14 protein-coding genes are annotated in these 14,062 nt (G+C 61.7%); 9 read left to right on the forward strand and 5 right to left on the reverse strand.

The annotated features are described in order from the left end of the window. Nucleotides 1-233 precede the first annotated feature (233 nt). The gene (locus tag PQR40_RS33220; protein ID WP_408510724.1) at nucleotides 234-1,529 is read right to left on the reverse strand and encodes a lactonase family protein; all 1,296 of its coding nucleotides are present in this window, start codon (nucleotides 1,527-1,529) and stop codon (nucleotides 234-236) included. Nucleotides 1,530-1,765: 236 nt separating this feature from the next. Here PQR40_RS33220 and PQR40_RS33225 point away from each other — a divergent pair, with 236 nt between their 5' ends. Beyond that, on the forward strand, nucleotides 1,766-1,918 hold the full coding sequence (locus PQR40_RS33225) for a DUF3096 domain-containing protein (RefSeq protein ID WP_007175701.1): 153 nt from the start codon (nucleotides 1,766-1,768) through the stop codon (nucleotides 1,916-1,918). Nucleotides 1,919-2,219: 301 nt separating this feature from the next. Here PQR40_RS33225 and PQR40_RS33230 read toward each other — a convergent pair whose 3' ends face one another. Continuing rightward, the gene (locus tag PQR40_RS33230) at nucleotides 2,220-2,465 is read right to left on the reverse strand and encodes a hypothetical protein (RefSeq protein WP_408240008.1); all 246 of its coding nucleotides are present in this window, start codon (nucleotides 2,463-2,465) and stop codon (nucleotides 2,220-2,222) included. Nucleotides 2,466-2,696: 231 nt separating this feature from the next. On the opposite strand from PQR40_RS33230, the gene PQR40_RS33235 reads away from it, so the two are divergent. After that, nucleotides 2,697-4,577 carry a glycoside hydrolase family 15 protein gene (locus PQR40_RS33235; RefSeq protein ID WP_408510725.1) on the forward strand — a complete coding sequence of 627 codons (1,881 nt, stop codon included), beginning with the start codon at nucleotides 2,697-2,699 and terminating at the stop codon, nucleotides 4,575-4,577. Between the two features lie 179 nt (nucleotides 4,578-4,756). Then, on the forward strand, nucleotides 4,757-6,034 hold the full coding sequence (locus tag PQR40_RS33240; protein WP_408240003.1) for a polyhydroxyalkanoate depolymerase: 1,278 nt from the start codon (nucleotides 4,757-4,759) through the stop codon (nucleotides 6,032-6,034). A 108-nt stretch (nucleotides 6,035-6,142) separates the two neighbouring features. Here PQR40_RS33240 and PQR40_RS33245 read toward each other — a convergent pair whose 3' ends face one another. Next, on the reverse strand, nucleotides 6,143-6,775 hold the full coding sequence (locus tag PQR40_RS33245) for a TetR/AcrR family transcriptional regulator (RefSeq protein ID WP_408240000.1): 633 nt from the start codon (nucleotides 6,773-6,775) through the stop codon (nucleotides 6,143-6,145). 230 nt (nucleotides 6,776-7,005) lie between these two features. Here PQR40_RS33245 and rsxB point away from each other — a divergent pair, with 230 nt between their 5' ends. From rsxB to PQR40_RS33260, 3 genes are all read left to right on the forward strand, one after another. Further along, nucleotides 7,006-7,830: an electron transport complex subunit RsxB gene (rsxB, locus tag PQR40_RS33250; protein ID WP_408239997.1), complete on the forward strand. Its 825-nt coding sequence runs from the start codon at nucleotides 7,006-7,008 to the stop codon at nucleotides 7,828-7,830. 20 nt (nucleotides 7,831-7,850) lie between these two features. Next, nucleotides 7,851-8,495 carry an endonuclease III gene (gene nth / locus PQR40_RS33255; protein WP_408239994.1) on the forward strand — a complete coding sequence of 215 codons (645 nt, stop codon included), beginning with the start codon at nucleotides 7,851-7,853 and terminating at the stop codon, nucleotides 8,493-8,495. Nucleotides 8,496-8,694: 199 nt separating this feature from the next. Continuing rightward, nucleotides 8,695-9,129, forward strand: coding sequence for a DUF1841 family protein (locus PQR40_RS33260; RefSeq protein ID WP_408213732.1), 435 nt, complete (start codon nucleotides 8,695-8,697; stop codon nucleotides 9,127-9,129). Nucleotides 9,130-9,203: 74 nt separating this feature from the next. Here the strand turns inward: PQR40_RS33260 and PQR40_RS33265 are convergent, their stop codons facing one another. Both PQR40_RS33265 and PQR40_RS33270 read right to left on the reverse strand, forming a co-directional pair. Next, nucleotides 9,204-9,587, reverse strand: a complete 384-nt coding sequence (locus PQR40_RS33265; RefSeq protein ID WP_408213735.1) for a c-type cytochrome — start codon at nucleotides 9,585-9,587, stop codon at nucleotides 9,204-9,206. 59 nt (nucleotides 9,588-9,646) lie between these two features. Then, nucleotides 9,647-10,015, reverse strand: a complete 369-nt coding sequence (locus PQR40_RS33270) for a c-type cytochrome (protein ID WP_408213738.1) — start codon at nucleotides 10,013-10,015, stop codon at nucleotides 9,647-9,649. Nucleotides 10,016-10,442: 427 nt separating this feature from the next. On the opposite strand from PQR40_RS33270, the gene PQR40_RS33275 reads away from it, so the two are divergent. From PQR40_RS33275 to PQR40_RS33285, 3 genes are all read left to right on the forward strand, one after another. Beyond that, entirely contained in the window at nucleotides 10,443-11,285 is an 843-nt protein-coding gene (locus PQR40_RS33275) for an AAA family ATPase (RefSeq protein WP_370710504.1), read from the forward strand. A gap of 72 nt (nucleotides 11,286-11,357) precedes the next feature. Beyond that, on the forward strand, nucleotides 11,358-12,533 hold the full coding sequence (locus PQR40_RS33280) for a vWA domain-containing protein (protein ID WP_408239991.1): 1,176 nt from the start codon (nucleotides 11,358-11,360) through the stop codon (nucleotides 12,531-12,533). 39 nt (nucleotides 12,534-12,572) lie between these two features. Beyond that, the gene (locus PQR40_RS33285) at nucleotides 12,573-13,793 is read left to right on the forward strand and encodes a benzoate/H(+) symporter BenE family transporter (protein WP_408239988.1); all 1,221 of its coding nucleotides are present in this window, start codon (nucleotides 12,573-12,575) and stop codon (nucleotides 13,791-13,793) included. The last annotated feature ends 269 nt before the right edge of the window (nucleotides 13,794-14,062 follow it).

The following is a 14,062-nucleotide window of genomic DNA, read 5'->3' on the forward strand; positions in this document are numbered from 1 at the left end:
GGAAACCAAACGGGCTGGGTCCTGTGATGTACAGGACTCAGCCCCTCACGGCCCTAGTCGCAAATTGTCCAATTTTTGCGGTGTAGTTCAGAAGCGGCCCGTTTTTTATGCGGCGCGCGCCTTCAGATCACGGCCGGCCAATGAATGCTTACACGCATTCGCCTCACAGTACTCGTATTCATATCGAGCGCTGAACGCGGCCTCAACCATGTCCATGTGGCGCGCGCCCTGCCTCACGACGGCGACACCAGTTTGAAGTCCACCGGCGAATCGATCTCGATACGCTTCGGATTCGCGTCAAGCAATCCACTCTGCTGATCGCGCTTGAACACATACACTGTGCCGCTGTTCTGATTGCCGACGATCAGCCAATTGCCGGTCGGGTCGATCGCGAATTCACGGGGCGATTTGCCGAGACTCGACTGGTGCCCAATCTTCTTCAGATGACCATTGGTGGGATCGACCGAGAAGATCACGATATCGTTCGCATCGCCGCGATTCGACGCGTAGACGAAGCGCCCGTCCGGCGACAGGTGAATCGCCGAGCCGCCCACGGCACCCTTGAAACCAGGCTCCGTCAACGAAAGCGTCTGCACCTGCGTGAGCTTGCCGTCGGCGTAGTTGAAGGTAGTGACCGTGCCGGCCAACTCACTCGTCAGGTACGCATGCTTGCCGTCCGCGCCGAACACCAGGTGACGCGGGCCCGTGCCCGCTTTCTCCTGGGTGTAACGCCAGTCGGTCGGGCCGAACAGGCCGCGGCTGCCGTCCGGCGTGTAGCGGTACGAGTACAGCTTGTCGGCACCCAGGTCTTGCGCGAACAGATAGTGGCCGTCCGGCGAGAACACGGTGGAGTGAACGTGCGAGTTGTCCTGACGTCCCTTCACCGGACCGCCGCCTTCATGATGCACCGTGAGCACCGACGCGCCCACCTGGCCATCCGCCTGCAACGGGAACACCGCAAAGCTGCCGCCCGGATCGGCAGCCACCGAGTAGTTGGCGGTCAGCAGATATTTGCCGTCCGGCGACAAACTCAAATAGCACGGGTCATTGCCGTCCGACGAGACCTTGTTGAGAAAGGTCAGCTGGCCACTCGCGGCGTCGAAGCGAAACGCGCTGATACCGCCGCGCTGCGTCGCCGGACCGTTATCGCCGGGCAATTCGTTGACCGCATAGACGAAGCGCCGGTCACGGCTCACCACCAGGTACGACGGGTTGACCGTCGGCGCGACCGACACGCGGGTCGCTTCGCCCGTCTTCGTGTCGAAACGGTAGACGTACACGCCCTCGCTCTTGCCGCCGGTATAAGTGCCGACCAGCATGTCATAGACGCCGTCGGCGGGAACCGGGCCGGAATCTTGCGCAAACGCATGCGAAGCAACAATCGAGACCATGAGCACGAAACCTTTTATTATCGAGCGAGCGGAGCGCAGAGGAGTTGGCCGCGCGCCGCGCCATGAGGTGGATTGAGCAGTAGAAGGTAAAGGAGAGCTTGAAATGGCGTGCACTGCAGCCCGTTGACTACGAAGCATATGACCTCCTCTTCATCGGTTATTCGGTTGATTCGGTTGTAATGGTGTCTCTGGTCTGCCGCGCAGTCGGTCGAATTGTTTTATCGAGGCAAGTATAGAAGCGTTGCGTCGGATCATGCAGCGAATCCGGCTACAGGGATTCAGTCGAGCCGCGTCAGCTGCATGCGTAGCAATTGTCCCGCCTGGCGGGGTGTTTTTTCAACCGCGTCTCACCCATCTCACACTACGGAGTCTTCATGAACGTCACACTCAGCCTGGGCCCGCTCGTTTCGCTGATCGCCGGCATTCTGATTCTCGTCATGCCACGCCTGTTGAACTACATCGTCGCGCTCTATCTGATCATCATCGGCATCATTGGGATCTTCGGCGTGGGGTCGTCGCATTTCTAGGCGGCGGTAGCCGTCAGCCATAGAAAAGCAGCACGGGGACGTACGACCGGGTGCAGTATCGGCCCGGCGCCGTCTCGTACGAACACGCGGACCGCCATTACGAGCGACGGCAGGAGTATCGACCGCGGCTGCGGCGATGCAACAGGTAACACAGCGAAGCAGCGAAATTGAACGGCGAAGCGAAGCGGCGCAACGAAGCAGCGCAGCAGCGCAGCAAAACGGAGGCGCGCGACACATGCGTGTCAGACACAAGGTAGCTGCACTGCAGAACGCTCGCGACGCAAGCCCGCACAACAGGCAGTCAGCCGTTCGAAAGCTGATCCAGCCGTAAACGCCCCTGCAACGACAATCCGCCGACGGCATAATGGCCGTCACCTCCCTGATGACGCCGGAAGCAGGCCCGTTCGATCAGAAAGGCCAGCGCGGTCTGCATGCCGTTGCGGCTCAGGCCCAGCCGGCCATGATCGAGCGGCAACATTGAATCGTCGGCCAGTTCGCTGGCGGCCGAGAGAATCGTGATGCAATCGGATTTCGACGGGTTCAGCATAGCTTGGATCCTCGAAAAACTGCGTGTGCATGCGCCATAGGCCAGGCCGGTGCATGATTCGGAGGGCTTCGCGCATCGGCATGAAAACCGATTGTAGGCAGTGATTTGACAATTACCAACTCGCGTTTTGCCGCATTGCGTGCTGAACCAAAGCGCATCGCGCGAGTCGGGTAATAACAACGACCCGACGCGCGGCGGTCTTCGCCTCGCGTAACACTGACACGCTCCTCCATGCCCGCACTCATCGAAGACTATGCGCTCATCGGCGACGGCCACACGGCCGCGCTCATCTCCCGAGACGGTTCCGTCGACTGGCTCTGCTGGCCGCGCTTCGACTCCGGCGCCTGCTTTGCCGCCCTGCTCGGCACGCCCGACAACGGCCGCTGGCTGATCTCGCCGGTCTCGGATACGCCACCCAAAATTACGCGCCGTTATCGTGGCGAGACGCTGATCCTGGAGACCGACTTCGAAACGCCAGAAGGCGCGGTCACGCTGATCGACTTCATGCCGCCGGGCAACGGCTGGTCGGAGATGGTGCGGCTCGTGGTCGGCAAACGCGGCACGGTGCGCATGCAGATGGAGCTCGTGCTGCGCTTCGACTATGGTTTTTCGATTCCGTGGGTCGATCGCCTGAAGCACGACAGCGGTATCAAGGCGATCGTCGGCCCAGACACCGCGGTGCTGCGCACGCCGGTCGACTTGCGCGGCGAGAACATGAAAACCGTCGCGGAATTCACCGTGAGCGAAGGCGAGCGCGTGCCGTTTTCGCTGGCTTATGCGGCCTCGCATCTGCGTATTCCGCCAGGACGCGATCCGCATACGTCGCTCGCACGCACCGAGAACCATTGGCTCGAATGGTCCGCGCGCAGCACCGTCGAAGGCAAATGGGCCGCGCAAATCCGCCGCTCGCTGATTACGCTGAAGGCGCTCGCCTACGAGCCGACCGGCGGCATCGTCGCCGCGCCCACCACGTCATTGCCGGAACAACTGGGCGGCACACGCAACTGGGACTACCGCTACTGCTGGCTGCGCGACGCCACCATCACGCTGCTCGCGATGATGCGCGGCGGCTATTACGACGAAGCACGCGCGTGGCGCACCTGGCTCGGCCGGGTGATGGCCGGCGCACCGGATCAGTTGCAGATCATGTATGGGATCGCTGGCGAGCGGCGCCTGCCCGAGTTCGAAATCGACTGGCTGCCAGGCTATCAGGACGCCAAACCCGTGCGAATCGGCAACAACGCGGTCGGACAGCGCCAGCTCGACGTCTATGGCGAAGTGATGAACGCGCTGCATCTCGCGCGCGTCGGCGGCCTGCAGGCGGACGACACCGCGTGGAACGTGCAGCGCGCGTTGCTCGGCCACCTCGACACGATCTGGGAGGAGCCGGACGAAGGCATTTGGGAAACACGCGGCGGCCGCCAGCACTTCACTTTTTCGAAGGTGATGGCGTGGGTGGCCTACGACCGCGCCATTCAGTCAGCCGAAATGTTCAAGCTTGAGGGCCCACTTGATGAATGGCGCGCAACCCGCGCGAAAATCCATGCGGAAGTCTGCGCGAAGGCATGGAATCCGGCGCTCAACGCGTTCTCCCAGTTCTACGGCAGCGATCAGCTCGACGCGAGCGTGCTGCTGCTGCCATTGGTCGGATTCCTGCCACCGGACGATCCGCGCGTCAAAGGCACGGTGGCGGCGATCGAAAAGGACTTGATGCACGGCGGCTTCGTGATGCGCTACCGCACTACCGAATACGACGACGGCCTGCCCCCCGGCGAAGGCACCTTCCTCGCCTGTTCGTTCTGGATGGTGGACAACCTCGCGTTGCAAGGCCGCATGGATGAAGCCATCGCCATGTACGAACGGCTGCTCGGCCTCTGCAACGACGTCGGTCTGCTCGCGGAAGAGTACGATCCGGCTGCAAAGCGCCTGGTTGGCAACTTCCCGCAAGCGTTTTCGCATGTGGCGCTGGTGCACACCGGCCTGAACCTGATGAAGCACGAACAGGCAATGGCCCAGGCGACCGGGCAGCCGCCGCATAACGGCACCATGGCAGAAGAACTTGAGGCTGCGGCAACCCCCGATAGCGGCGCGGCAGCATCGTCAGTACCATGATTCAATGACAGTTTGCGCGCAGCCCGCGCGCAAATTGCTGCATTGCACAAGTACGCTTTGTTCAGTATCATCGATCAGATTGTTGGCCGAAAATCAATGCGCCCACAACCAATACGGCCTGCCGCAACGCCACACGCGTGTTTGCCAAGCCCCATGCGAACCGCCTAAACGGAGCACCCATGCTCTACCAATTGCACGAATTCCAGCGGGCGATGTTGAGCCCTCTTACCGCCTGGGCCCAGGCCGCGTCGAAATCATTCGCGAATCCGGCAAGCCCCTTGGCCTACGTGCCCGGTGCCACACGCCTTTCAGCCGGTTACGAACTGCTCTACCGGCTCGGCAAAGATTACGAAAAGCCCGAGTTCAACCTCCATCAGATTGTCAAAGACGGTCATAACATTCCGATCATCGAACAAACGATCATCGAAAAACCGTTTTGCCGCCTGATGCGCTTCAAGCGCTTCGCAGACGACAGCGACGCTGTCACCCAATTGAAAGATGAGCCGGTCGTGCTGGTGTGCGCGCCGTTGTCGGGCCACCACGCCACGCTGCTGCGCGATACCGTGCGTACGTTGCTGCAAGACCACAAGGTCTACCTGACCGACTGGATCGACGCACGCATGGTGCCGCTCGAAGAAGGCGAGTTTCATCTCGACGATTACGTCGCCTACATTCAGGAATTCATCCGCCACATCGGCGCGAAGAATCTGCACGTGATCTCGGTGTGTCAGCCCACCGTACCGGTGCTCGCCGCCATTTCGCTGATGGCAAGCCGCGGCGAAGACACGCCGCGCACCATGACGATGATGGGTGGCCCGATTGACGCACGCAAGAGCCCGACCTCGGTCAACTCGCTGGCCACCCAGCACTCGTATGAATGGTTCGAAAACAACGTGATCTTCACGGTGCCGCCGAACTATCCGGGTGTGGGCCGTAAGGTTTACCCGGGCTTCCTGCAACACACGGGTTTCGTCGCGATGAACCCGGAACGTCACGCGGCTTCGCACTGGGATTTCTATCAGAGCCTCCTGCGCGGCGACGAAGACGACGCGGAAGCACATCGCCGCTTCTACGACGAGTACAACGCCGTACTCGACATGGACGCGGACTATTACCTCGACACGATTCGCGTGGTGTTCCAGGAGTTCAGTCTCGCCGACGGCACGTGGGACGTCGCGGGCGAACGGGTGCGTCCGCAGGACATCAAGAAGACCGCGCTCTTCACGATCGAAGGCGAGCTGGACGATATCTCCGGTGACGGTCAGACGTTCGCGGCACATGATCTGTGCACCGGCATTCCGGAGAAGGACAAGCGTCACTTCACCGCGGAAAAATGCGGCCACTATGGCATTTTCTCGGGCCGCCGCTGGCGCACCATCATCTATCCGCAACTGCGCGACTTCATCCTCGAGCACAACAAGGCGCCCAAGGTAACGAAGGAAAAAGTCGAAGCCTGAGCACCGCGCGCGCAGATATGAACAACGGCCTCTTCTTCAGAGGCCGTTGTCGTTTCTGACGCTGCTTGTGACGCTTCTTTTGCCCTTTATGCGCAGCCGTGCAGCGGCTTACTTCCGCAACAGATACGCAAGCAGCAACTCAGTGTTCATCTGGACAACTTCACTTCGTTCGCTCGCAGTGCTGAAATCGCGACCAAGTGTCGCTTCGAGCGTGAAACGGTTCGACACGATGTAATAGCCCATGCCGGACAGCGTCACGTAAAAGCGCAACGGATCGACGTTGGTGCGAAACAGCCCCGCGCGTTGGCCACGTTCGAGAATGCCGCCGAGCGTGGCGACGATCGGCGAGATCATTTCCCGGATGCGCGTCGACTTCTGCATGTAGCGTGCCTCATGCAGATTCTCGTTGTTAACGAGACGCAGTAACTCGGGATGATCGCGGTAGTAATCCCAAACAAAATGCGCAAGGCGCGTAACAGCCTCGACCGGCGCGACACCATTCAGTTCGAGCGTTCGTTCCGCTTCATTGAGCGCGCTGAATGCGTGCTCGAGTACCGCAGTGAAAAGTTGCTCCTTGCTACCGAAGTAGTAATAGAGCATGCGTTCATTAGTTTCCGCGCGGCGGGCGATCTGATCGACGCGTGCGCCGAATAACCCTCCATTTGCAAACTCTTCGGCCGCCGCAAGCAGAATGCGGCGCCGCGTGCCTTCAGGATCTCTTTTGATTTTCGGCTGATTCATGGTGGCATCGTCTTCGTGAGCCGCGTTATCCGGATCGCGCCGCCGGCCTCTCCTCGGGCCTTGCACCGACAGCACTGAACGGGCTGGTTGGGGGAACACCCTTATGCGGTCTTTCGAAAAAGCGCTTCGATTATGGCACATGGATTGCGGATGGCAATTGGGGAAATCGGCGATAATGTGCTATTTAGTTCAAGCTACGCGGCCGCAAGGCAAGCCCTAACGTTGTGACCGTGATCGACTCCAAAACACTCGCAGACCTCATCGAGGATCTGCTGCCCCAAACGCAATGCACAAAGTGCGGCTATCCGGCGTGCCGTCCCTATGCCGAAGCCGTCGCCAATGGCGAAGCTGACTACAACCAGTGCCCGCCGGGTGGCGTCGAAGGCATCGCGCGCCTCGCCGCACTGCTCGGCAAACCGGTGATTCCGCTCAATTCCGCCAACGGCGTCGAAAGACCGCGTCCGTTGGCGGTTATCGACGAACAGGTTTGCATCGGCTGCACGCTGTGCATGCAGGCCTGTCCGGTCGATGCAATAGTTGGCGCACCGAAACAGATGCACACGGTGATTACCGAGCTCTGCACCGGTTGCGACCTGTGCGTGCCCCCCTGCCCGGTCGACTGCATTGCAATGCCGCCGGTCACGGGTGAGGCAACCGGCTGGGACGCGTGGAGCCAAAGCCAGGCCGACGCCGCGCGCGAGCGCCACAACCGGCGTGAGGCCCGTCTCGCACGCGAACGCGAAGCGGCCGAGGCGCGTGCTGCAGCGCGGCGAGCGGTCAGCAGCACGCCCGCTCAAACAATGGAAACCAGTGCCGAGGCAACACCCGCGGAGCCCGCAGCAGACGACGCCGAAGCGAAAAAACGCGCGATCATCCAGGCCGCGCTCGAGCGTGCACGTCAGAAGAAAGAAGAGTTGGCCGCCAAGGGCCAAGGGCCCCAGAATACGGAACGCGTCAGCGCCGACGTGCAGGCGCAGATCGACGCCGCCGAAGCACGCCGCCGCCGTCTCGGACTCGCCGCGGGCAACACCGATACTCCGCCAACGAAGCGCTAACCTTTAACTCTACGCTGCGCATGAACGCGAACAAACGCCGCGCCATCTACGAGACGCTTCAGAGTCTCAACCCACATCCCACGACCGAACTCGAGTACACCACACCGTTCGAACTGCTGATTGCCGTGCTGCTGTCGGCGCAGGCCACCGACGTGTCGGTGAACAAGGCGATGCGCAAGATGTTCCCCATTGCGAACACGCCGCAGAAGGTCTTCGATCTCGGCGAAGAAGGGGTTACCGGCTATATCAGGACGATTGGCCTGTATCGGACCAAGGCGAAGAATGTGATCGCAACCTGCCGCATTCTGCTCGACCAGTACGGCGGTGAAGTGCCGGAGGATCGTGAAGCGCTCGAGAGCTTGCCAGGAGTCGGCCGTAAAACGGCGAACGTGATCCTGAACACGGCGTTCGGTCATCCGACTATCGCGGTCGATACACACATCTTTCGGGTTGCGAATCGAACTGGGCTCGCGCCTGGCAAAGACGTGCGCGCGGTCGAAGCGGCGCTGGAGAAATTCACGCCCGCCGAGTTCAAGCAGGACGCCCACCACTGGCTGATTCTGCACGGCCGTTATGTGTGCAAGGCGCGCCGGCCGGAATGCTGGCATTGCGTGATCGAGCCACTGTGCGAATTTCGGCCCAAGACGCCGCCGCCAGATCTTTGAGGGCGGCAGGGTTTGGCGCGTGCGCGAGAGGACTCGGCATCGCCGTGGCGTCTTCGTGCATCGCCTACGCCGCATCCACCAGCTGCGCCCACGCCCTCCGAACCCTTCGGTCCATTGACGCGGCGCCAGCAAGCCGCCCTGCCCCGGCGTAAAATCACACCCTTCAAACCCGCCCCACACTAACCGTACCGCTCCCACGATGTTCAATCCCAGCCGCGACGAAGTCCGCCAATTTTTCACCGACACCTGGCGCAAGCAGCGTCAAGGCGAGATTCTGACGCCGCTCGAAGCGATCGCAGCCGACTGGATCGTCGAGCATCCGGAATATCACGCCGATCTAACCAACCCGGAAGCCGCTCAGACGCAGGACTACTCGCCCGAACGCGGCCAGACCAACCCGTTCCTGCATCTGTCGATGCATCTGGCGATCACCGAACAGTTGTCGATCGACCAGCCGCCGGGCATCCGCGCGGCGCACGAGCGGCTCGCAGCCCGGCTTGGCTCGACCCACGAGGCGCAGCACGCGATCATGGACTGCCTCGGCGAAACCATCTGGGAAGCACAGCGCACCGGCACCCCGCCGGACACCGACGCCTATTTGCAGCGTATCGAGCGGCGCGCCACGCGCGACTGACCCCAAAAGCACAACACCCCGCCGAAGCGGGGTGTCGTTCAATTCGAAAACAACGCAAAAACAGCGCGACGCTGTTACTTCTTTTGCACCAGATCGCCGTTCAGCGATTCGACATAGGCCGCGAGGTCCTTCATGTCGCTCGGCGACAGGCTTTGCACCTGCGCCTGCATGATCGCGTTGTTGCGACCGAGGTGCGGGTTGCCGTTGCCCATCTGGTACTGGCGCAGCGCCCAGTAGACGTAGTCAGCATGCTGACCCGCGAGCTTCGGATATTCCGGGCTCACCGGCTTGTTCAGGTTGACGCCGTGGCAAGCCGCGCAGTTGTGGCTGTCTGCCAGCACCTTGCCGTTGCCGGCGTCAGCGGCGTACGCGCCGTTCGCTGCAACCAGACCGATCAGTGCCGCCGACGCGCATGCAGCCTTGAACACCGTGTGGAGTGCCTGTTGGGGCTTATTCATGAATTCTCCTATCCCGCGAATATAAGTAACCGAGTGACTGGATGGATGATCGCAGCCGATCACTTGTCGGGATTGCTCTTCGAAGAGGAATTTTGCGCTGCGTAGTAGGCAGCGATGTCGGCGATGTCCTGATCCGACAGCGACGCGGTGATCGCGTGCATCGTTTCGAAGTGGCGGTCGCCCTTCTTGTAGCCATGCATGGCGTTCTCGAGGTACGCCTGATTCTGGCCGCCGAGCATCGGCACGCGGTAGACCTCAGGGTAAGCCGTGCGGTATTCAGGGATGCCGTGGCAGCCAATACACATCGCGACCTTGCCTTGACCCACCTTCGGGTTGCCGACGACATCCGCTGCCTGCGCACTGGCCGCATAGCCCGCGAGCACCGACAGCGCTGCGATCACGACGTGTTTGCCGACGAATTTATTCATAGCATGTAACCTGGCTTGAGGGGAACGGGCGCCCAAAAAAGGCAACGACCCGCGCCGTTCTTCTTATAGGGTAGCCACGCAGGCCAAAAAAATCGGGCTAATTGTACCGCGACGCCGCGCCGAACGTCCACAGCGCGGGGCCGCGGCGCATCCGAGCGCCGCAAAGCCACGACTAGCGCCGCTTTTGCTCCGCCGCGCCGGTTCCGCATGGCTTTGTGCCGCCCGTTGCGCTTCGCCCGTCTTGCCCGCGACGCCTGGCGCGCCCGCCCACCGGGCACGCCAGGCGAGCGTACGGGGCACTCGCACGTGCCGGATGCGCGCTCATCTCGTCGTCCGACACCGCGGGTCACACCTTACGCGAGCCCGTTTCAGCGCAACAGGCCTTCTGACTTATACTGGGTTTTTTCCCAAAAAAGAGCATCTCGCCATGCGTTTTGAAGGCTCATCGCAGTACGTCGCCACCGACGACCTCAAGCTCGCGGTCAACGCCGCGATGACGCTGAAGCGCCCGCTGCTCATCAAGGGCGAACCCGGCACGGGCAAAACCATGCTCGCCGAAGAGGTCGCCGCCGCGCTCGGCATGCCGCTGTTGCAATGGCATATCAAGTCCACCACCAAGGCCCAGCAAGGCCTGTACGAATACGACGCGGTGTCGCGCCTGCGCGATTCGCAACTCGGCGACGAGCGCGTCAAGGACATCCGCAACTACATCGTGAAGGGCGTGTTGTGGCAGGCGTTCGAGTCGGACGAGCAAACGGTGCTCCTGATCGACGAGATCGACAAGGCCGACATCGAATTCCCGAACGACCTGCTGCGCGAACTCGACCGCATGGAGTTCTACGTGTACGAGACCCACGAGCTGATCCGCGCGAAACAGCGCCCGCTCGTGATCATCACGTCGAACAACGAGAAGGAACTGCCCGACGCGTTCCTGCGCCGCTGCTTTTTCCACTACATCAAATTCCCCGAGCCGGTGACGATGCAGCAGATCGTCGAGGTGCACTACCCCGGCATCAAGAAGGAACTGCTCGCCGCTGCCATGCAGAGCTTCTTCGAGTTGCGCAACGTCGCAGGTCTGAAAAAGAAGCCGTCCACCTCGGAACTGCTCGACTGGCTGAAGCTGCTGCTCGCCGAAGACATTCCGCCCGAAGCGCTGCGCTCGTCCGACCAGAAGCAGATCATCCCGCCGCTGCACGGCGCGCTCCTGAAGAACGAACAGGACGTGAGCCTGTTCGAACGGCTGATCTTCATGAACCGCAATAACCGCTGAAACACCGTTGAAACGCGTTGATACCCGGCTGATGCGCGCCCCGCGCCGCCCCTCAGCCGCGAAGGACACAGCATGCTGATCGACTTCTTCTACTCGCTGCGCGCCGCCAAACTGCCGGTGTCGGTGAAGGAATACCTGACGCTGCTCGAGGCGCTGAAAGCCAATGTGATCGCGCCGTCGCTCGACGAGTTCTACTATCTCGCGCGCATCACGCTGGTCAAAGACGAACAGTATTTCGACAAGTTCGACCAGGCGTTCGGCGCGTATTTCAATGGCATCGCACAAGCCTCGGAGCTCGCCTTCGACGTCCCGCTCGACTGGCTGAAGAAGAAGCTGCAACGCGATCTCTCGCCCGAAGAAAAAGCGCAGATCGAAGCGATGGGCGGGCTCGACAAGCTGATGGAACGCCTGAAGGAACTGTTCGATGAGCAGAAGGAGCGCCACGAAGGCGGCAACAAATGGATTGGCACGGGCGGCACCTCGCCGTTCGGCAACGGTGGCTATAACCCTGAGGGTGTGCGCATCGGCGGCGACGCGGCGGGCAATCGCACCGCGGTGAAGGTGTGGGAGGCGCGCGCCTATCGCGATTACGACGATCAGGTAGAAATCGGCACACGGAACATCAAGATCGCGCTGCGCCGCTTGCGCCGTTTCGCTCGCGAAGGCGCGGCCGAAGAACTCGATCTGCCGGACACGATCCGCAGCACCGCCGCAAACGCCGGCTGGCTCGACCTGAAGATGGTGCCGGAGCGGCACAACAAGGTGAAAGTGCTGATGCTGCTCGACGTCGGCGGCTCGATGGACGATCACATCAAGCGCACCGAAGAGCTCTTTTCCGCCGCCAAGGCCGAATTCAAGCATCTCGAGTTCTATTACTTCCACAACTGCGTGTACGACTTCCTGTGGAAGAACAATCGCCGCCGTCACGCCGAACGCATGCCAACGTGGGACGTGTTGCACAAGTTCACGCCCGACTACAAGCTGATCTTCGTTGGCGATGCGACCATGAGTCCGTATGAGGTGCTGCAACCGGGCGGCTCGGTTGAATACAACAACGCCGAAGCCGGCGCCGTGTGGCTGCGCCGGCTTGCCGATCATTTCCCGCATCATGCGTGGCTGAATCCGGAACCGGAAGGTTTGTGGGCATACCGGCAATCGGTCAGCGCGATCCGGGAAGTACTCGGTCACCGCATGTATCCGCTGACGCTCGCCGGACTCGAAACGGCGATGCGCACGCTGAGCAAATAACAGATCACGTTTTCACCCCAACTATAAGAAAGCATCTGCATGAGCCCCTCTTCATCGCCCGATTTGTCCCCTGCCGGCGCGCACGCCGGGCGCCTCAACCCATTCACCGACACCTCGCTGTCCACCATCGTCGCCGGTTTCGTCGCGATGATGACGGGTTACACCAGCTCGCTGGTGCTGATGTTCCAGGCGGGTCAGGCCGCGCATCTCACTGACGCACAGATTTCCTCGTGGATCTGGGCGCTGTCGATCGGCATGGCCGTCTGCACGATCGGCCTCTCGCTGCGCTTTCGCGCGCCCATCGTGATTGCCTGGTCAACGCCGGGCGCGGCGCTGCTGGTGTCTTCGCTGCCGCATGTGGCCTACCCTGAGGCCATCGGCGCGTTCATCGTCTGCGCGGTGTTGCTGACGGTGGTCGGCCTGACCGGCTGGTTCGATACGCTGATGAAGAAAATTCCGGCGGGCATCGCCTCGGCTTTGCTGGCGGGCATTCTGTTCGAGATCGGCATCGAGATTTTCCGCGCCGCGCAGTTCCAGACCGCGCTCGTGCTGACCATGTTCTTCACCTACCTGATCGTCAAACGCCTCGCGCCGCGCTACGCGATCGTGACGACGCTGATCGTCGGCACGGCCGCGGCCGGCGGCCTCGGTCTGCTCGACTTCAGCCACTTTCACGTCGCGCTCGCGCACCCGGTGTTCACGATGCCGGCGTTTTCGGTCGCGGCGAGCATCAGCATCGGTATTCCGCTGTTCGTCGTGGCGATGGCGTCGCAAAACGTACCGGGCATCGCCGTGCTGCGCGCGGACGGCTACACCACGCCGTCCGCGCCGCTGATTTCGACGACGGGTATCGCCTCGCTGCTGCTCGCGCCGTTCGGCTCGCACGGCATCAATCTTGCGGCGATTACGGCGGCGATCTGCACCGGCCCCGAGGCGCACGAAAACCGCGACAAGCGTTACACCGCGGCGGTCTGGTGCGGTATTTTCTATCTGATCGCCGGGATTTTCGGTGCGACCATCGCAGCGCTGTTCTCCGCCCTGCCGAAGGCACTGGTGGTCTCCGTCGCGGCGTTGGCACTGTTCGGCTCGATCATGAGCGGCCTTGCCAACTCAATGCAGGACGTGAAGCAGCGCGAGGCGGCGCTGGTGACGTTCATGGTGACGGCCTCGGGCCTTACCCTGCTGTCGATCGGCTCGGCGTTCTGGGGGCTGGTGGCGGGCGTGCTGACGCAACTGGTGCTGAACGCCCGGCGCGCCTGATTCGTCGGAGAAAATTTGCAGGCGAAAATTCGCCGATGGCAAACCGGTGCCGGAAGTCGGGGCCAGAAGCCCGCGCCGGAAATCGACACCGGAAATCGGCCACCCGAAATCCGTTTGAACGGATCGCCGGGACCAAGTGTCAATACTGCATCAGGCGATCCGCCATAGAATAGAAGCATCCGGCAGCGCTTTCCGTCAAAATTCCCCGGCAACATGGCGGGCAGACGCTGCAGCGTGACCCGCGGCCGCCGGAACGGTTTTGCCTGTTC

Origin of the sequence: Paraburkholderia sediminicola, from assembly GCF_046026855.1 — a bacterium.
Lineage (GTDB): Bacteria > Pseudomonadota > Gammaproteobacteria > Burkholderiales > Burkholderiaceae > Paraburkholderia > Paraburkholderia sediminicola_A.